The sequence below is a fragment of the Actinacidiphila sp. bgisy144 genome, assembly GCF_057708105.1.
Genome location: NZ_JBYIRM010000002.1, coordinates 1 through 17,319 on the forward strand (window position 1 = coordinate 1; position 17,319 = coordinate 17,319).

Sequence of the window (17,319 nt, forward strand, 5' to 3'; positions counted from 1 at the left end):
CTCCCCCCCCCCCCCCCCCCCCCCCCCCCCCCCCCCCCCCCCCCCCGCTTTCAGGGCCAAAGGGCCTGGGTCAGGCGACGTTGGTGGTGCAGGCGCCGCAGGTGCTGCCGCAGTTGTCGTCGGTCAGGCTGATCAGGCTCGCGGCGTCGGAGACTTCCAGCAGCGAGACGTTCAAGTCGAACCCGTCCGACGGGATCTGCTTCTCAGCCTGGGTGATGCTCGTGCTGACCTTCTGTGTCATGGCAACTCCAGTTGATGTGATGGACAGGTGATGCTTGCCGGTGAGCTGACCGCCGGAACGCCGCTGCGGCGCGCCTCGGGTCAGCCCTGGCCATCCCAGGTCGGTAACCGAACTGGGAAGATCTATGAAGCGCCGGCCTGACGCCGCGTCAAGGCCAACGTGGCTGGCGTCATCAGCCCAGCACCCTGGTGACATGTTCAACGCGCATGCGCCCCGCGACGCCGACAACGCGACGTAATCGCTTGGTGACCAGAGAACAGCGCATAGTGGTGACCTGGGAATGACGTTCAGATGACGTTGACCCGTCAGTAACATCTCGTGGGGTGCCGCCGTAGCGGCCAGTCCTGACATGCTGGCGGTATGGCGACTCTCGATGGAAAGCCCGTATCCGTAGACGACGTACTTCCGCTTGCGCTCGCGAACGTCGGGCACTTCACGTCCATGCGCGTCGATGCCGACGGCAGCATCCGCGGCCTGTCGCTGCACATGGAGCGCCTCGCGCGGGACTGCAGCATCGTCTGGCACGCGTCGCTGAACACGGACTGCGTTCGGGAGTACGTCCGCCAGGCACTGCAAGGACAGAGCGGCCCTTGCGTCGCGCGCGTCACGATCTACGACCCCGGGATCGAGATGGGCCACCCGGCTGCTGCCGCCGAACCCCGCGTTCTCGTCTCCGTACGCGGCGCCGGAGCTCTGCCGCCGGCGCCGCTGCGCGCGCAGAGCATCGTGTACGAGCGCGATCTGCCCGAGGTCAAGCACGTCGGCCTCTTCGGAGCCCTGTACGCCCGAGGAACCGCTCAGCGAGCGAGCTTCGACGATGCTCTGTTCGTGGACCGGGACGGCGTCGTCTCTGAGGGCGGAACCTGGAACGTGGGGTTCGTGGACCAGCAGGGCACCGTCGTGTGGCCCGATGCCTCCGTGCTGCCCGGCGTCACCATGGCCCTGCTCCAGGAGCTCTCGGACCACCGCACCGCCACTGTCACCCTGGAACAGGCCAAGCGTATGTCCGCGGCCTTCGCCACGAACACCTCGATCGGCGTCCGCCCCTTGGCCGCGCTCGACGACACGGAGTTCCCCGTCGACCACCCCGTCCTGGCACAACTCCAGAAAACCTACCTGTCGATCCCCGGCGAAACTCTGTAAGGCCACACCATGGCGGGAGTTGCCAGGTGGACCGGGCGCGAAGCCGAGATGCTGCGCACGGCCATGCGCAAGAAGCAGAAGGATTTTGCTGAGTTGGTCGGGGTGAACCCTCGTCAGATTCCCAGGTGGAAGCGCCGAGGAGAGACCATCAGCCTCGGACTCGACAACCAGGCGGCCCTGGACACGCTTCTTTCCCAAGCCGCGCCTGATGTGCAGCAACGGTTCGCAGAACTCCTGACCGAGCGTGCTGCCGTCGAACACGACGAGCGAGCCGAAGAACTGCTGCGAGATAACCCGACCACCCGCCAGCATCCGATCGACGGAAAGATCATGGCTCGCGTGGAAGAGGGCATCTACCTCTCCGGCCCCGACGACCGTTCGGTTTGGCTGGAGCCGTTTCTGATGGACGTCTACCCGACCACCAATGCGGACTACGCGAGATTCGTGCTCGCCACCGATCACCGACCGCCCCGCCACTGGCCCCAGGGCCGGGTCCCTGTCACCCTGGCTACGCACCCCGTTGTCTGGGTGACGTGGTATGACGCGATGGCATACGCTCGATGGGCAGGTAAGACTCTGCCAACTCGGCAGCAGTGGGAGAAAGCGGCCCGCGGACCGCGCGGGCGTATATACCCTTGGGGCAACGAACCGACCGCTGCGAAGGCGAACACCGCCGAGGCCGGAATCGGTGCGACCACCGCCGTCTCCCGCTACCAGTCCGGTGTCAGCCCGTTCGGAGTCTTCGACATGTGCGGCAACGTCTGGGAGTGGTGCTCCAGTGAAGAGGAAACCGGCAGTGGGCGATACCACCTGAAAGGATCGGCGTTCACCTCCCCCTTCGAACGGGCCGCGCCTTCCCTGCTGAATACCGCCGCCGCATCGATGAAAGACGACGACACGGGTTTTCGCTGTATTGCCGCCGTGTAGCACGCCGTCATCCTCCCGGGCAGCAGTCGGCACGCCAGCCGCCGGTAACTTCTACGATGGCCGCGCCCACCGGGAAGACATCGCCGCACGCAACGCACCTTCCGGTGCGGTCTGCACATACCCAACCCGAAAGGGAGAGCAACAGTGAAGTGCGGATGGGGTGCTCGTGGTCGGGGACGGTTCCGAGACAGTGCGCGCAGTTGGACGGAAGCAGATCCGTCAGCTCACACCGGCTGCCGGAGTACGCGGTTTGGTTGCTCGCATAGCAAGGCACGAGGCTCCCCGCGAAGGACCGTGATCCTGCGTCGTTTGACAGCGGAACTCGGCTGCGAGACACCTGCGTTGTTGCGCCCTGGGGCGGCGTGGCTCCACGCTGATTGTTGTCTTCCGGGGGCTGGCTGAGCCGAAACCACACCTGCTTGCCGATGAGCAGGGGCCGGGCGTGCAACTCTTCGGCGAGTTCCGACAGCAGGCGCAGACCCCGACCGCACTCGGCGTCGTTCTGGGGCTCCCTCATCACTGGGAGCGCGTCGTCAAAGTCGGTGACGCCGACCATGATGCCATCGGACGTGTCCCGGACCAGCAACTCACAGGCGCCCGGTGCGTGCTTCCACACATTGGTGAGCAGCTCCGTGACGCCGAGTTCGGCCACGAAGCTCAGGTCACTCTTCTGCCACATTCGCAGCAGGGTTCGCAGGATCTCGCGCACTGGGCCCATCGTGTCCGGGCTGATCTCTGGCAGCACCAAGTGGTGCTGCCGTACGGGGCTGATCACCGTCTTCGGCACTGGCCCTCCAAGGGCAGATGTGAGCCCGAACTTGGCGCAACGTAGCCGCTCCGCCACTGTCCGAGAGGTGAGCCTCGATGATGGACCGCCAACTACCCTCGGGGCAAGATGTCCTAGAGGAAAGTTTTCCTTTTGGGGAAATGGCATATGCCCGAACCGGCGAAGGCGCTACCCTTTCGCGGACGACATGGAGGTGCAGTGTGCCCGTCGAGCCAACCCCGCGACGCCGCCGTCTGGGCGCCGAACTCCGACATATCCGTGAGGCGCTCGGGTGGACCCAAGAAGAGGCGGCAACGCGTCTTGGCTACCGCTCCCTCTCGACGGTCAGCAAGATCGAGAAGGGGGTCCAAGGGCTCAAGGTCCAGCAGCTGCCACACTTCTTCGAGGTGTACGGCGTCGCCGACACCGCGCTGCGTGACGAACTGCGTGACCTCGTCCGGCGTGCGAGCGAAGCGGACTGGTGGCAACGGTACGAGGGCGTGGTCGACGACCCGCTCGGGGACTACCTCTCACTGGTCGAGAGCGCCAGCAGTCTGTTCGTCTTCAACCCGGTTGCCATCCACGGCCTGCTCCAGACCCCCGAATACGCCAAGGCCGTGACCAAAGGCAGCCGCGCCTGGAAGACGCCCGAGGAGACCGACCGCTTCGTGGCCATGCGCCAGGAGCATCAGACGACCATGCTTGAGCGCGAGCCGACGCTCAAGATCTGGGCTGTCCTATCGGAGGGACTTCTACGTCAGGAGGTCGGCGGACGTGCCGTGATGCGTGCTCAGATCGAACACCTCCTCGACCTCGCCCGCTCCAACCCCAGCATCACCATTCAGGTACTGCCGTTCCGAGCCGGCGCCCACGCCGGGATGGACGGATCTTTTATGATCATGTCGTTCCCCACCGGGCCGGACCTCGTCTGCATCGAGTCCATGCGCGCCCTCCTCCACCTCAACGAGCCGGAGACAGTGGAGGTCTACCGCACCACCAGCGACCTGCTCAAAGGAGACGCCCTCTCCCAGAAGGCGTCGGTACCATTGCTCACCACCATCGCCAAGGACCTTGCATGAACAAGAACGACCTCGACCCCTCCTGGATCGAGTCCCAGCTGCGCGACGCCCAGTGGCAGACAAGCAGCAGCGGCGGCCAGACGTGCGTTGAAGTTGCCTTCCTCGACGACGGCATCGTGGCTCTGCGCGACTCCAAGGCCATCGGCGTGGTACCTCCACACCTGTTCACCGACGCCGAATACGAGGCGTTCATCGGAGGCATCCTCCGCGGAGAGCTCCGCCGCGGCTAACTGTGTTGCGGCGCCAGCACCCGGCCGGCTCCGTTCGCGGGCTGGACCGGAATGGTCGCACCTACTGCCCAACTGCGCTTCACGGACACCGCCGCGTGCGGTGACCTGCTTCGTCACTACTACAGGGGGCGAGGCGATCGCCACCCTCGAACTGCGCCACCGGCTGCGAGCCCGGCCGAGGATCGTATCCGCGTCGCCTGAGGGCCAGCGCTCGCGGATGCGGGGCACCCAGGTCGGGAGCCAGGCGACGCCGGGATTTGGCGCCGATGGAACATGGCGGAGTGCGCCGCGAACGAATGTGCGCGGCATCGCCGGTCTGGCCAACCGGCGATGCCGCGCTACGTTGCCGCGCTTGTGTGCGGCAATGATCGGCGTGAACGGCTGGAGGCTGGATCGGCGGTAACCATGGGCGTGGTCGACGGACTGGTAGCGAGGCTGGCCCGGTGTTCCCGGCCCGCAGGCTGTGCCTGGCGCGTGCCGGTCTCGTGGACGTGGGTTTCGGAGAGATCGGCCCGCCCACATCAGGAGTGATGCGAGGGCGACGGCTGCTTGGTATGACTGGGCGGTCTTGTCGTGGCGGGTGGCGATGCCTCGCCACTGCTTCAGGTGGTTGAAGCACCGTTCCACGACGTTGCGGGTTGGTGCTGCCGCCTGTGACGACGAAGTCGAGCGGACGGCCTCTGCCGTCACAGGCCAGGTGAATCTTGCTGGTCAGACTGCCTCTGGACCGCCCGAGGGCCTGCTCGCGAAGCCCTCCTTTCCGGCCCCCGCCGCATGCTGATGGGCCCGGACGATCGTGGAACCGACGGACATCAGCCACTCGATGTCTCCCGCCGCGTCCACCCTCGCCTGCGCGGCCCGCAGCATCCCGTCGAACGTCCCGTCCGCCGCCCACCTGCTAAATCGCCTATGCAGCGTGTCCCACGGACCATAGCGCTCGGGAACATCCCGCCAGGCCGTTCCGATCCGGAACTTCCACACGATCCCGTTCAGGACCCTGCGGTCGTCCAGCCGCTTGCGCCCTCCCAACGACTCGGGCAATTGCGGCCGGACGAACTCCCACTCAGCATCGGACTGTTCATGGCGACGTATCACGACACCGTGATCCACCAGCAAGGAGCATTTGAAGACACCACCAAAGGGTTGTCCCGTAAATGATCTTCGAATCGCCTCGGGCGCGGCGGGCTGCCATATCGCCCGACGCCCTATCCGGCGAGGGCAAGGTTGTGCATCCGGGCGGTGCCGAGCATGGCGTGGTGGACGCCGTCGCCTTTGAGGTGGCAGTCGCGGAGGATCTTCCAGGTTTTCATACGGGCGAAGACGTGCTCGACGCAGGCGCGGACCTGCTTGTGGGACTTGTTGTGCTCTGCTTTCCAGTCCGGGAGTTCGGTCTGGCCGCGCTTCCGGCGGTGCGGGATGACGAGTCCGGTGCCCGGGTATCCACCGTCGGCGATCGTGGTGGTCTTGCCGACGGCGGCCTTGGCGCCGGATTCCTCCCACGCCTTGCAGTCGTTGCGGTTCCCGGCGAGTGGCCGGCCGGCCACGACGACCAGGTGGGTGTCAGCGTCGATGACGACGTGGTGGTTGGTGGAGTACCGGTAGTTCTTCGACCGCTCGGCGATGGCGTGATCCCGGGTCGGGACCAAAGCGCCGTCCACGATGAGCACGGTGTCCTTGGCGAACTGCTTGCGGGGCTGGAGAGCGAGCATTGGCCCGAGATGGTCGATGTTCCGGTCCGCCGTCGACTTCGACACCCCGAACAGCGGGGCGAGCTGGCGCATGGTCAGGTTCGTTCGCCAGTACGCGGCGACCGGCCGTGCCCGGTCCTCCAGCGGAAGGCTCCATGGCCGGCCCTTGCGGACCGCGTCCGCGCCGTCGCGCCGCAGAACCGTCACCAGCTTCCCGAAAGCACGCGGGCTCAGTCCGGTGAACGGGGCTATCCAGGATGGCTCCGACGCCGTGATCACATCAGGCACGACAAGATCATCTCAGTTGCCGACGCTGCCCTATTTCCTCGATCCTGTGTGCTCAGCAAGCAGGGAGGGCACATGGGGCTGGTTCTATTCCCGGACGACGGAGACAACAGCAGTCCGGATGTCTCCTGGTCCTACAGCGGCTTTGCCGCGTTCCGGCGACGTCTGGCCGAGGCCGAGGGGTTCGTCCTCTCCGAGATGTGGGGCTTCGGCGGCGAGCGCCCATGGAGCGGGGTGTCCACCGCTCTGGAGCCGCTCCTCGATCATCCGGATGACGGAGGTGACGACCTCTCGCCTGCCGAGTGCGCGTCGATTCTGGTCCGTCTGGAGGCGATTACCGACCAGTGGGCACGGGAGGGCAGCGACCAGCTCCTCCAGCAGCACATCGAGGACGCCCGTCAGCTGGCGGCCGTCCTGCGGCTCTGCATCCAGAAGGACGTCCCGCTGGTCTTCCTCTGACCCCCACCGACCACGGAACCCACTTACGGGACAGCCCTTAGCTCGCCGTCATGGCCTACGAGGTCATGCAACGGCTTCGCGGCCGGTGCCAACACGTTCCCTTCTTGCCGGGACGAAAGCAGCATTCGCCCACGGCAGACAAGAAAGAGCTTCAAAAGACTGGAGATCTAGTCGGGGGCCATGTCAACGTACAACAGCCCGCAAAACACCAGCTCGGGCATTCAGCTACCTCGCCGCGGCCAGGGTTACAAACAAAATCGAAACCCGCACCGCTTGAGTCCACCTTGCTGGCGTGGTCCCTACTTGAGAGGTCCCTCTGTCTGAACCGCTATTCGATTCGCCCGCTTCTCTTCACCCGTTCGCTTTGTCCTCGGCGCACGCTCGGTCCGGGCAGGTGACGGGCGACCACGCCGCGGTCTCTGCCGGAGTCTGCGTCTGCGCAGCCAGCCTGTTTAGCGGGGACAGGCTGCAACGGAGCTACCGCGACGACCGTGCCGTCCTCGTGTGTCTTGCGGCACACCCTGGAGCCACAAGGCGGCGCGTGGCCAGGGCTACAGGGGTCCCCGAGCGCCTCGTAACGCGAAATCTCGAGCGCTTCTCGGATGACGGTCTGCTGTTGCTTGTCGTAGGTGGCGCCCCCGGGCCTGCGCTCCTACCGCCTTGCTTCCTGACTGCGGTCAGTCCGAGACACTGTCGGGCTCATCCGATGCGGCGGGCGGCATAGCCGACGATCGCCGGTTGGCCAAACCGGCGATCGTCGCGACCATTTGAGAGTTCGCACTCGGCTGCGCTTGGCGGTGGGGCTGGGCGAACGCAGTGGACCGCGCCCCTGAACTCGGTATTGCAGAACGGCGCTGCCCTCTGCTGTCAGAAGACCGCGGTGCCAGTCGCTAAACCGTAACGGCGCCTGGCTGTTGGAGGGTGACGTGTATGCCTTTTGGGGCGAAAGGTTTCGCCGGGGCAAGCCGGCAGGTGGCGCATTGACCGCCGGGGGGAGTAATCGCCTACTGACTCCCGAGGAGGTGGCCGCATGGCTCAAGGTCAGCGAGACCACCGTAAAAAACAAATATCGAACGTGGGGGTTGAAGGCTCAGAAAGTCGGACGCCTTCTGCGATTCCGTGAGCGCGACATCGTCGCCTATCTCGAAGATAACTACGGGTAATGGCTGCCTTGCCGTGTCCTAGAAAGTGAAGGGCGCCAGTTGGCTATCGTTTTCCAGCGATGCAAATCCGACCCCAAGGTCGCCACGTATCCATGCACGAAGCCCCGGTGCGGGCACTCGTGGACAGTGCGTTACCGCGAGCCTGGCGGCAGGACTGCACGTCAGCGGGAGAAGACATTCGACAAGAAGACTGGTCCTAATGGGGCCGATGCCTTCGCGGCGAAGGTCGAGGCTGACAAGGACGAGGGCCTCTACATTGATCCCAACGCAGGCAAGATCACTGTCCGCGCCTACGCCGAAGATTGGCTTGCTCGCCGAATCATCGGGGAGTCCACCTACTCAAACTACAAGGGCTTCATCGACAACCACCTCATACCGAGGCTCGGCCGCAAGACGATCGCCGGGGTGACGAAGAGGGATATCGAGCACTTCAAGGCGGCTATCGCCAAGGAACTAGCGGCGAGCACAGTCTATGACCGGATGAAGATGGTGAAGCACATCTTCTGGTCCGCGAAGGAAGAAAAACGGATTCGGGAGGACCCGACCAAGGATGTGAAGAACGCCCCCGGAAGCCGCGCGGTCGATGAGGACGAGATTCCCACCCTCGCCGAGGTCCGCCTTCTGCATAGGCATATGTCTCCGCAGTACAAGCTGACCGTCTGGCTCCAGGCCGGGGCTGGCCTTCGAGTCAGCGAGGCTTTGGCCTTCCACGTCGGGTGCCTCCGGAACGACGTGATCCGCGTCCGTTGGCAGATCAGCGCAAAGGCGCACCGCCAGGACTGCAAGACGCGTCTCGTCCCCCTCAAGCACCGGGAGGAGGGCGAGTGCCGCGATGTGCCCGCCGCAGGCTTCCTCTGCATCGAGATCGAAGCCCACGAGGAGATGTGGAAGCCGATCCCGCTCACCTTTCAGAACGCAACGGGGAAGACCCGGCAGGTCGAGGTGTTCTTTGCGCCCCGCGAACGGGGCAAGGGGATCATGCCCACCGCCAACACCTACACGTACCACTTCAAGAAGGCGTGCGTGGCGGCTGGGCTAGTGGACGCCGAGGGCAAGCCGAAGTACCACCCGCACTCGCTGAGGCACTTCTTTGCCTCGACCGCGCTGGCGTCGGGCATCCCGATCCACGAGGTCTCGCGCTGGCTCGGCCACAAGTCGATCAAGACCACGGTCGACATCTACGGGCACCTGGTTCCCGAGTCGTGGGACCGATGCCGTGACATCATGCAATCGGCCTTCGCGTCTGCGGCCTGGGCGACGCCCGTGCTGGGATGAAGCCCCCGTGCTGGGATGGTGCTGGGACGGCGCCACCGAAAGCGACGTCTTCGCAGGTGAGAGCGCTGTACTCGACATTCCGCTTCAACGTGTAGTCGCCGACGTGCCATTACGTCGCCGATCTGGTAAATGTGCAGGTCAGATGGGGTCCGGCCCTTCGGGGTCGGGCCCTTGATTTTTTCCCGTGCTGGGATGGTGCTGGGATGGGACGGGGGGTGCCCGTGCTGGGATTTGTCTGAGCGGGGCGCTGATCGAGCTGTGAAGGTAGTGCGGACGTGACGCTTTTCCTACTCGTTTGACACAATCGGGGCCATGGCTGAGGCGACGTACAGCATCGGGGAAGGGCCGGCGACGCGGGTGAGCTTGTCGCTGCCGGAGGGGACCGCGGAGGCGATCCGGGCTCGGGTGGGCAAGCGGGAGTTCTCCGCGTTCATCGCCGAGGCGGTCGAGCGTGAGCTGCGCGGGCAGATCCTGGACGAGTACCTGGCGGACTACGAGAGCCGCAAGGGGCCGGTCTCCGAGCCGGCTCGTCAGCGGGCGCGGCAGGTCTTCGACGAGGTGTTCACCGAAGATGCCGAGTGGCCCGCCGCAGGCTGAGTCACGAGGGGACGCTCGTCCTCGACAGCGAGGGACTTTCGAAGCTGCTCGCTGACGAAGAACAGGTGGTTGCTCTGATCGCTGAGGCGCGCTCGCGTGGCATAGAGGTCGTGATCAGTGCGCTCACCATCATCGAGGCCGTCCACGCCCGTACGAACAAGTCCCGCCTGAACCGGGTACTTTCCGGGCTGCGGGTCGTTCCCGTCGCCGACGAGGAGGCAAGGGCTGCCTCGAAGCTGCTGATGAACGCCGGATTGCACGGACACAAGTACGCGATCGATGCGGCCATCGCCGAGGCCGCGCTGCGACAGCACCGCCCCGTGGTCATGCTGACTTCCGATATTGACGACATGGCCAAGCTGTGCGGCGAGCGGGTCCGGCTCGTGGCGGTGTGATTTCCCCCTGATCCGGCTCAGGAGGAGCGGCGTCCGTAGGGGCTCCACGCCGCCGGGAGCTGGGTAGCCGCTGGCGGCGCCTGAGTGCCGGCCGCCAGGCTCTGCTCACCCAAACCGATGATGAAAAGGCTCAGCGAGTACGCGAACGGGTCGGGTCGTCAGCTGTCATCGGTTGCTAGACGGTGCGGATGACGGGAGCGGGTTTGATGTCCTGGGCGTCGATGAGGGTGCGGATGTCGTTCGGGTCCGAGGTCCAGATGATGGCGCCGAGGCTGGCTGCCATGGTCACGACGGTGGCGTCGACGATGTCGGATGTGCCGGCCTTGCCGCAGAGGATGCCTGCGGCTTTGGCGGTTTCGATGCCGACGGGAACGACCTGGCACCCGGCGAGGAACCTGCCGAGTCTGACCTGGCGGCGGGAGTCCCGCCATGCCTGGCTGACGACGACGGACGGGACGTGGATGTCCCGGCCGTCGTCGAGGGCCAGGCTGTGGCGGGCCCACATGCGCCGGTCGTCGTTGTCGATGGCGATGAGCGCCCCGGCGTCGTACAGGTAGGGGATGTTCACGCGGCCGAGGCTCCGGGGCCGCTGAGGTAATCGGCGTCGGCGGCGGCGAGATCCGCGCGGGCGGCAGCGAGCTCTTCGGGGGTGAAGGCCCCGTGTTCTGCTTGCCACTCCTGGATGACGGCCCGGCCGGCCCGCAGGCGCAGCTCGCGTTCGGCTGCTCCGGCGACGAGGCGGGAGAGCGGGATGCCTTCTTCCTCAGCGGCTCCGGCTAGGGCTTCGACCAGAGATTCGTCGAGAGTGATAGTCACCTTCTTGGTAGCCATACATCAACCATAGCGCGGTATGGCCTCCGATGGTGGCGCATGGATCACGTGCCGACAAGCGTGGAGGGCGTGAGCGTATCCAGCGAGGAGGCAAACGGGTTCGACGCGAGACCTTCTCCTCGCCGCGTCAGTCTGGCGCCGGCGTGATGCCGACCATCCCCTCCTACGGCTACCGGTTCAAGAAGGCATGCCTCTCCGCCGGCCTGGTCGAAGTGGACGGTAAGACCAGGTTCACGCCTCGCAGCCTGCCAGGGCAGTGGAGGCGAAGAAGTGCCGCAGACTCGTGGGCGACGGGCCGGTCGTCAACGCGATCATCGTCGCCCTCGCAGATGCCTTCTACGAAGCACGCAGTCGATCAGCAGGTGGATTCAGCCTGAGTAGGGCCGAGGGGTCAGACGTCCTTGATCCGTACGCGGTCGCCGCACAGTTTCGACCAGTCGTCGCGGTCCGAGGTCAGTACGAGGACGGGTGCTGGGGAGCGGAGCGCCATCGCCGCGACGAGGGCGTCGATGGCGTACTTGTGCCCGTGAAGGCCGCCTGCGTCGCTCAGGAGCTGCACCGCGGTGAGGCTGTCCGCCTGGGTGACGTCCTGGACCTGAAGGCGGGAGAGCAGCCAGCGCAGCCGGGCAGTGTCCGTCTTCCCGTAGACGGCCTCCACCACGGTCAGGGCCGACACAAGGACGGGCACGCCCACGCGACGAGCAGCCTCGATCTGGGTGATCATCCGGCGGTCGTTGCGCAGCAGCAGCGATAGCGCCTGGGAGTCGAGCACCAGGCACCTGGCCGCGGGCTCCTTCATGCGGCGCTGTCACCGGACGCGTACGGCGCCGGTGCGTCGCCGAACAGTTCGTGCTGCGCGGCCTGGACCTCGGCCTCGCTCAACGGTTCGTGCTCGGCTTCATAGGCGGCCACGATCTCGGCGAGGCCGTCCATCGCCAGCTGGTGGCGGACCGCCGCGGTCACATAGGCGGAAACTCCGCGCTTGCCGGTGCGCGTGCGCAGGGCGCCGAGGAGTTCCGAGGGCATCGAGACGGAGATGTTCTCCGTGCCGCCGGGGCGGGAGGACGTCATGGCCACAAGTCTAGTACAGAAACTATTACAGCCCGGAGTGTTGCGCGGCCTGTATCCAGGGTGGGCGTTGTGCGTGGTCTGGTTCAACGTCTGACCGCTGCCGCGCTGCTTCTTGCCGGTCAGGCCGGCGGGGGCAGGGTGGTCAGGAGGGTGGCGATGGTGGGGGGTACGGTGCGGTGCCAGTAGGTGGTGGGGCGGAGCATCGCGTGGTCGCCGCCGCGGACGAGGGTGATGTCGGCGTGTGCGCCGGCTGAACGCGCCCGGTGGGTGAACGAGGCGGACGCGCGGGGGTCGGTGACCCGGTCGCGGTCGCCGTGGAGCACGACGACGCGCTTGCCCCGCAGGTGGGCGACCGGTTCGCCGTCGGGGCACCAGGGCGCCAGCGCCAGGACGGCCCGGACCTGGGGTGCCTCCGCGGCGCGCAGGGCGGCGCGGCCCCCCATCGAGTGGCCGACGAGGATCGTGGGGATCGCCGCGGGGCGGAGCGGGAGTTCCGCCAGCGCCTGGCGGACGTCCCGCAGCGGGTCGGCGTCCGGGCCGTTCCAGCCCCGCATGCGGTAGCGGACGCTGCCGACGAGGACGTCGTCCGGTGCCGCGGCGGCCACCGCCCGGACGAAGGGGTGCATCCGCAGGGCCGCCAGGTGCCAGGGACGTGACGGCGCCCGGCTGTCGGCCCGGCCACCGTGCAGGAACAGGACGGCGGCCACGGGGCGATCGGGCGCCCGGCGCGACAGCAGCGCGGGGGAGTGGGTGGTGTGCGGTGCCATGCCGGCGCCCCTTTCCTACGGCCGCCCTGAGGGTACGGCCCCGTCGTCCTGCTCCTCAGCCGGAGTCGCGCGCCGCCTGCCAACCCCCGGGTGCCGCGGGCATGCCCGCTCGCCCGTCGGCGGTGGGACGCACGGCCAGGACCTGGTCGACTCCCATCCGGCGCTCCTCGAAGGCCAGGGCCGCCCCCACCAGGTAGAGGCGCCACACGCGGGCCGTCTCCTCGCCGACGAGCGCGACGAAGTCGGCCCAGCGTTCCTCGAGGGTGCGGTGCCAGGCGGCGACCGTCAGGACGTAGTGCTCGCGGAGCGATTCGGCCGAGCGGACCTCGAGCCCCGCTTCTTCCAGCAGGGCGACCGTTTCGCCGAGCGGGCGCATGTGCATGTCCGGGGCGATGTACGCCTCGATGAAGGCGCCGCCGCCGGGCGCCGTCGCCCCCCGCGACATCTGCTGCACCAGCACGCGTCCTCGGGGGCGGACCAGCCGGTGCAGGGCGGCGGCGAACGCCGGGTACCCGGCGGGTCCGACGTGCTCGCCCATCTCGACCGCGGACACGGCGTCGTAGCCGCCGCCCGTGATGTCCCGGTAGTCCTGGCACACCACCTCGACCAGGTCCCGCAGTCCGCGTTCGGCGACCTGCTCCCGTACGTGGGCCGCCTGCTCTCCCGCCAGGGTGACGGCGGTGACCTTCGCCCGGTGCCGCTCGGCCGCGTACAGCGTGAGGGAACCCCAGCCGCAGCCGATGTCCAGCAGCCGCGCGCCCGGTCGCAGGTCGAGCTTGCGGCAGATCAGTTCCAGCTTGGCGCGCTGGGCGTCGGCCGCGGTGAAGTCCGGGTCCTGGCGCGTCCAGTAGCCGCAGGAGTACGCCATGGTCTCGTCGAGGAGCAGCCGGTAGAAGTCGTTGGACAGGTCGTAGTGGTGGCTGATGGCGGCCCGGTCGCGGGCCTTGGTGTGCAGGCCGCCGCGCAGCCGCGCCTGCGAGGCCGGTACGGGCGGCCGCGGGCCGGCGGCGCCCAGCAGGAGCGCCGTACCAGCGGCCCGGGACAGGTCGCCGGGCCCGAGGCGGGGCGCGTGCAGACGGCGTTCCCGCGCGGCGGCCCACATCGCGCGCAGACCGTCGGCGAGATCGCCCTCGACGTCGATCTCGCCGGTGATGTACGCCTGGGCCAGGCCCAGTTCGCCCGGCTGCCAGAGCAGACGGCGCAGCGCCCGCCGGGAGCGGATCACGACGACGGGGCCGCCGGCCGGGCCGGCTTCGCTGCCGTCCCAGGCGCGCAGGGCCAGCGGGAGCGGGCCGCCGAGCGCTGTTTCGGCGAGTGCGGCGAGCTGGTGGGCGGCGCCGGGCCGCGAGGTCCGGGACAACCGGGTGGTGCGCGGGGTCCGCGTGGTGGGGGTGGTCCGGGGCTTCCGGGGTGTCTTCATCGGGTGGGGGTCTCCTACCTGTAGGGGCGTTGCGCGAGCAACTCGTGACGATGCGCCGGATGCCCGCCGCCCCGCCCACCGGGAGCGCTCCGGACGCCCGCCTCGTACGGCGTCGGGCGGCGGTCGCGGCTTGACGCCGTACGCGGGTGATCCGAGGCCGTCAGGGGCAGCGGATTGGCCGGGGCGCCGGTCTTTCGCCGGCGGACGAGGGGTCCGGGGCGCCGCGGGTCTCCGGTCCGGACCACCGCCTCCTGATCGGGCCGCGCATACGCCGCGTTCGCCGAATTCCCCGTTATCCGTTGCCGTGGCCGCTGCGGATGGGTCCGGCGGAAATGTTCACTCGATGGGGGAGTTGACCAATCCACCGGACGCACGGAGCCGGATTCCGGCCGTGACCGACGACGAGAAGAGAACGCGGCAACGTCCCGGCTGGGCCCGGCGCGGCCTGGCCGCCGGCAGCGGCGTGCTGGCCGGCGTCGCATCGCTCGGCGTCGCCGAACTGGCGTCGGCGGCGGTGCGCCCGGAGGCGAGTCCGGTCGTGGCCGTCGGCGGGGCGGCCATCGACCGTACGCCCGCCGCCGTGAAGGACTGGGCCATCCGGCATTTCGGCACCGAGGACAAGACGGTTCTCCAACTCGGCATCCTCGCCGTGCTGATGCTCTTCGCCCTGGCGCTGGGAGCCGCGGCGCTGCGCTTCCGCCGTACCGGAGCCGCCGGCGTCATGGTGTTCGGCGTGGTGGGGGCCGCCGCGGCCCTGAACCGGCCGGACTCGACCGGTCCCACCGACGCGCTGCCCTCACTGGCGGGTGCGCTCGCCGGAGCCGCGGTGCTCTTCCTCCTGGTCGGCCGTCTCACCCGCCCCGGGCGCGCGGGCGAAGCCGCCGACGTACCGGAGGTGCCCTCGTCGGGCGAGGGATGGGACCGCCGCGGCTTTGTGGTCGCGGCGACAGCGGCCGCCGCAGCGTCGGTCGGAGCCGGCGTCCTCGGCAGGAGCCTGAACGGTGCGCGCGGCCACGCCGCCGTCGCCTCACGCGCGAGCATCACGCTGCCGCGCCCAGCCTCGCCGGCGGCGGCCGTTCCCCGGGGCGCCGGGCTCGCGATCGCGGGGATCAGCCCCTTCGTGACGTCCAACAGCGACTTCTACCGGGTGGACACCGCTCTGGTGGTGCCGAAGGTGGACGCCAGCACCTGGCGGCTGCGCCTCCACGGCAAGGGTGTTGCCCGGCCGCGCACGCTCTCCTTCGACGACCTGCTGCGGCGGGATCTGGTGGAGCGCGACATCACGCTCACCTGCGTCTCCAACGAGGTCGGCGGTCCCTACGTCGGCAACGCCCGCTGGATCGGCGTGCGGCTGGCCGACCTGCTGGCCGAGTGCGGGGTGGAGCCGCCCTCCCGCGGCGGTCCGGCCGACCAGCTGGTGGCCCGCTCGGTGGACGGCATGACGATCGGCAGCCCGGTCGAGGACGTCATGGACGGCCGGGACGCCCTTCTCGCGCTCGGCATGAACGGCACCCCGCTGCCCTTCGCGCACGGCTTCCCGGTCCGCATGGTCGTACCCGGGCTCTACGGCTTCGTGTCCGCCTGCAAGTGGATCAAGGAGATCGAACTGACCACGTTCGACTCCTACGACCCCTACTGGGTCAAGCGGGGCTGGGCCCGCCGAGCGCCGATCAAGACCGGGTCACGCATCGACACACCGAAGCCCTTCGCCCGGCCGACAGCCGGCCGCGTCATGGTCGCCGGTACCGCGTGGGCCCAGCACCGCGGCATCGACAGGGTCGAGGTCCGCGTCGACGACGGCCTCTGGCAGCCGGCCCGGCTCGCCGCCGAGGACACCGCCGACACCTGGCGCCAGTGGTCCTTCCCGTGGCAGGCGACCCAGGGCGGACACACCCTCACGGTGCGGGCCACCGACCGTACGGGTGCGCGGCAGACCGACAAACGCACCCGCACCATCCCCGACGGGGCCAGCGGATGGCACTCCGTGGTCGTCACCGTCGACTGAGCCGCGCCGAGACCCGCCGAGACCCGCCGAGACCCGCCGAGCCCCCCCCCAAAACCCCCAAGACCTTTCCCCGCACCGAGAAGGCAGCACCTGCTGCCGTGACATCCACTCATCCACCGATCCACCAGGAGAACCCCGTGAACACCCGTATCCGCCGTATCGCCGTCACCCTGGCCGCCGCGGCCGCCCTGCCGCTGGCCCTCAGCGCCTGCTCCGACAACAGCGGCGACTCCGCCAAGTCCGACTCCTCCGCCAAGGCGTCGGCATCCGCCGCCCCGTCCGACGACGCCATGAAGGGCTCCGCCGGCAGCACCGCCTCGGCCGACCAGCCGTTCGGTCCGGCCTGTTCGGCCGTGCCCGAGAACGGTGCCGGCTCCTTCGACGGCATGGCCCAGGACCCGGTCGCCACGGCCGCCTCCAACAACCCGGCGCTGTCCACGCTGGTGGCCGCGGTCAAGAAGGCCGGGCTGGTCGACACCCTCAACAACGCCCAGAACATCACCGTGTTCGCGCCCACCAACGACGCCTTCGCGAAGATCCCGAAGGCCACCCTGGACAAGGTCCTCAATGACAAGGCTGAGCTGACGAAGATCCTCACCTACCACGTCGTCGGCAAGCAGCTCGCGCCGAACGACCTGGCGCACGGCTCCTTCCCGACGCTGGAGAAGGCGACGCTCACCACCTCCGGCTCGGGCGAGTCCTACACCGTCAACGGCTCCGCCAAGGTCGTCTGCGGCAATGTCAAGACCGCCAACGCCACGGTGTACATCATCGACAGCGTCCTGATGCCCACCAGCTGACACCGCGGGCCCGGCCGCGGCGTACCGCGTGCCGAACGAACGGCGCCCCGGCCAATCCGCCGCCCGGGCCGCTCCGGATTACGAGCGAACAGTGATCACCGAGGGCGGGAGCGAAGACGATGGCGCGGACGCGGGCCGGGGCCGGGCACGATGCGGAGGGAGTGAAGGAACCGCGGA

General features: G+C 68.1%; 21 protein-coding genes and 2 pseudogenes. 13 read left to right on the plus strand and 10 right to left on the minus strand.

Going from position 1 to position 17,319, the window contains the following annotated elements; all coding sequences use genetic code 11:
- Positions 1-70 precede the first annotated feature (70 nt).
- Positions 71-241, minus strand: coding sequence for an FxLD family lanthipeptide (locus tag AC3EVP_RS02940; protein ID WP_435125624.1), 171 nt, complete (start codon positions 239-241; stop codon positions 71-73).
- Between the two features lie 360 nt (positions 242-601).
- On the opposite strand from AC3EVP_RS02940, the gene AC3EVP_RS02945 reads away from it, so the two are divergent.
- Positions 602-1,384 (plus strand): aminotransferase class IV family protein, encoded by a 783-nt coding sequence (locus AC3EVP_RS02945; RefSeq protein WP_435125627.1) that lies wholly within the window; start codon positions 602-604, stop codon positions 1,382-1,384.
- Between the two features lie 63 nt (positions 1,385-1,447).
- A complete protein-coding gene (locus AC3EVP_RS02950; protein WP_435125630.1) occupies positions 1,448-2,311 on the plus strand; it encodes a formylglycine-generating enzyme family protein in 864 nt (287 codons plus the stop codon).
- A 7-nt stretch (positions 2,312-2,318) separates the two neighbouring features.
- Here AC3EVP_RS02950 and AC3EVP_RS02955 read toward each other — a convergent pair whose 3' ends face one another.
- Positions 2,319-3,245, minus strand: a complete 927-nt coding sequence (locus tag AC3EVP_RS02955) for an ATP-binding protein (protein WP_435125633.1) — start codon at positions 3,243-3,245, stop codon at positions 2,319-2,321.
- 53 nt (positions 3,246-3,298) lie between these two features.
- Between AC3EVP_RS02955 and AC3EVP_RS02960 the strand changes: the two genes are divergently transcribed.
- The 3 genes and pseudogenes from AC3EVP_RS02960 to AC3EVP_RS02970 form a co-directional block, all read left to right on the plus strand.
- Positions 3,299-4,156, plus strand: coding sequence for a helix-turn-helix domain-containing protein (locus AC3EVP_RS02960; RefSeq protein WP_435125636.1), 858 nt, complete (start codon positions 3,299-3,301; stop codon positions 4,154-4,156).
- Positions 4,153-4,386 carry a DUF397 domain-containing protein gene (locus tag AC3EVP_RS02965; protein WP_435125639.1) on the plus strand — a complete coding sequence of 78 codons (234 nt, stop codon included), beginning with the start codon at positions 4,153-4,155 and terminating at the stop codon, positions 4,384-4,386. Before AC3EVP_RS02960 ends, AC3EVP_RS02965 begins: the two co-directional genes overlap by 4 nt.
- A gap of 60 nt (positions 4,387-4,446) precedes the next feature.
- Positions 4,447-4,584, plus strand: a pseudogene (locus AC3EVP_RS02970) (IS1380 family transposase); the annotation flags it as partial.
- 318 nt (positions 4,585-4,902) lie between these two features.
- Here AC3EVP_RS02970 and AC3EVP_RS02975 read toward each other — a convergent pair.
- Both AC3EVP_RS02975 and AC3EVP_RS02980 read right to left on the minus strand, forming a co-directional pair.
- Positions 4,903-5,481 (minus strand): annotated as a pseudogene (locus tag AC3EVP_RS02975) (IS5 family transposase); the annotation flags it as partial.
- A 110-nt stretch (positions 5,482-5,591) separates the two neighbouring features.
- Positions 5,592-6,362, minus strand: a complete 771-nt coding sequence (locus tag AC3EVP_RS02980; protein WP_435125642.1) for a transposase — start codon at positions 6,360-6,362, stop codon at positions 5,592-5,594.
- 72 nt (positions 6,363-6,434) lie between these two features.
- Here AC3EVP_RS02980 and AC3EVP_RS02985 point away from each other — a divergent pair, with 72 nt between their 5' ends.
- The 6 genes from AC3EVP_RS02985 to AC3EVP_RS03010 all read left to right on the plus strand — a co-directional run bounded on the left by AC3EVP_RS02985 (position 6,435) and on the right by AC3EVP_RS03010 (position 10,248).
- Entirely contained in the window at positions 6,435-6,818 is a 384-nt protein-coding gene (locus AC3EVP_RS02985) for a hypothetical protein (protein WP_435125645.1), read from the plus strand.
- 394 nt (positions 6,819-7,212) lie between these two features.
- On the plus strand, positions 7,213-7,542 hold the full coding sequence (locus AC3EVP_RS02990) for a winged helix-turn-helix transcriptional regulator (RefSeq protein WP_435125647.1): 330 nt from the start codon (positions 7,213-7,215) through the stop codon (positions 7,540-7,542).
- A 202-nt stretch (positions 7,543-7,744) separates the two neighbouring features.
- Entirely contained in the window at positions 7,745-7,981 is a 237-nt protein-coding gene (locus tag AC3EVP_RS02995; RefSeq protein ID WP_435126245.1) for a helix-turn-helix domain-containing protein, read from the plus strand.
- Between the two features lie 126 nt (positions 7,982-8,107).
- Positions 8,108-9,256 (plus strand): tyrosine-type recombinase/integrase, encoded by a 1,149-nt coding sequence (locus AC3EVP_RS03000; RefSeq protein ID WP_435125650.1) that lies wholly within the window; start codon positions 8,108-8,110, stop codon positions 9,254-9,256.
- Positions 9,257-9,568: 312 nt separating this feature from the next.
- The gene (locus AC3EVP_RS03005; RefSeq protein ID WP_435125653.1) at positions 9,569-9,853 is read left to right on the plus strand and encodes a hypothetical protein; all 285 of its coding nucleotides are present in this window, start codon (positions 9,569-9,571) and stop codon (positions 9,851-9,853) included.
- A complete protein-coding gene (locus AC3EVP_RS03010) occupies positions 9,835-10,248 on the plus strand; it encodes a PIN domain-containing protein (protein WP_435125656.1) in 414 nt (137 codons plus the stop codon). Before AC3EVP_RS03005 ends, AC3EVP_RS03010 begins: the two co-directional genes overlap by 19 nt.
- 175 nt (positions 10,249-10,423) lie before the next feature.
- Here the strand turns inward: AC3EVP_RS03010 and AC3EVP_RS03015 are convergent, their stop codons facing one another.
- The 6 genes from AC3EVP_RS03015 to AC3EVP_RS03040 form a co-directional block, all read right to left on the minus strand.
- On the minus strand, positions 10,424-10,816 hold the full coding sequence (locus AC3EVP_RS03015) for a type II toxin-antitoxin system VapC family toxin (protein WP_435125659.1): 393 nt from the start codon (positions 10,814-10,816) through the stop codon (positions 10,424-10,426).
- Complete coding sequence (locus AC3EVP_RS03020) at positions 10,813-11,079, minus strand: hypothetical protein (RefSeq protein ID WP_435125661.1); 267 nt, start codon at positions 11,077-11,079, stop codon at positions 10,813-10,815. The genes AC3EVP_RS03015 and AC3EVP_RS03020 overlap by 4 nt, the downstream gene beginning before the upstream one ends.
- 391 nt (positions 11,080-11,470) lie before the next feature.
- Positions 11,471-11,878, minus strand: coding sequence for a PIN domain-containing protein (locus AC3EVP_RS03025; protein WP_435125664.1), 408 nt, complete (start codon positions 11,876-11,878; stop codon positions 11,471-11,473).
- Entirely contained in the window at positions 11,875-12,150 is a 276-nt protein-coding gene (locus AC3EVP_RS03030) for a hypothetical protein (RefSeq protein WP_435125666.1), read from the minus strand. The genes AC3EVP_RS03025 and AC3EVP_RS03030 overlap by 4 nt, the downstream gene beginning before the upstream one ends.
- Positions 12,151-12,269: 119 nt before the next feature.
- Complete coding sequence (locus tag AC3EVP_RS03035; RefSeq protein ID WP_435125669.1) at positions 12,270-12,917, minus strand: alpha/beta hydrolase; 648 nt, start codon at positions 12,915-12,917, stop codon at positions 12,270-12,272.
- 55 nt (positions 12,918-12,972) lie between these two features.
- The gene (locus AC3EVP_RS03040; RefSeq protein ID WP_435125672.1) at positions 12,973-14,337 is read right to left on the minus strand and encodes a class I SAM-dependent methyltransferase; all 1,365 of its coding nucleotides are present in this window, start codon (positions 14,335-14,337) and stop codon (positions 12,973-12,975) included.
- Positions 14,338-14,680: 343 nt separating this feature from the next.
- On the opposite strand from AC3EVP_RS03040, the gene AC3EVP_RS03045 reads away from it, so the two are divergent.
- Positions 14,681-16,342 (plus strand): molybdopterin-dependent oxidoreductase, encoded by a 1,662-nt coding sequence (locus AC3EVP_RS03045; RefSeq protein WP_435125675.1) that lies wholly within the window; start codon positions 14,681-14,683, stop codon positions 16,340-16,342.
- A gap of 137 nt (positions 16,343-16,479) precedes the next feature.
- Positions 16,480-17,142, plus strand: coding sequence for a fasciclin domain-containing protein (locus AC3EVP_RS03050; RefSeq protein ID WP_435125678.1), 663 nt, complete (start codon positions 16,480-16,482; stop codon positions 17,140-17,142).
- Positions 17,143-17,319: the final 177 nt, after the last annotated feature.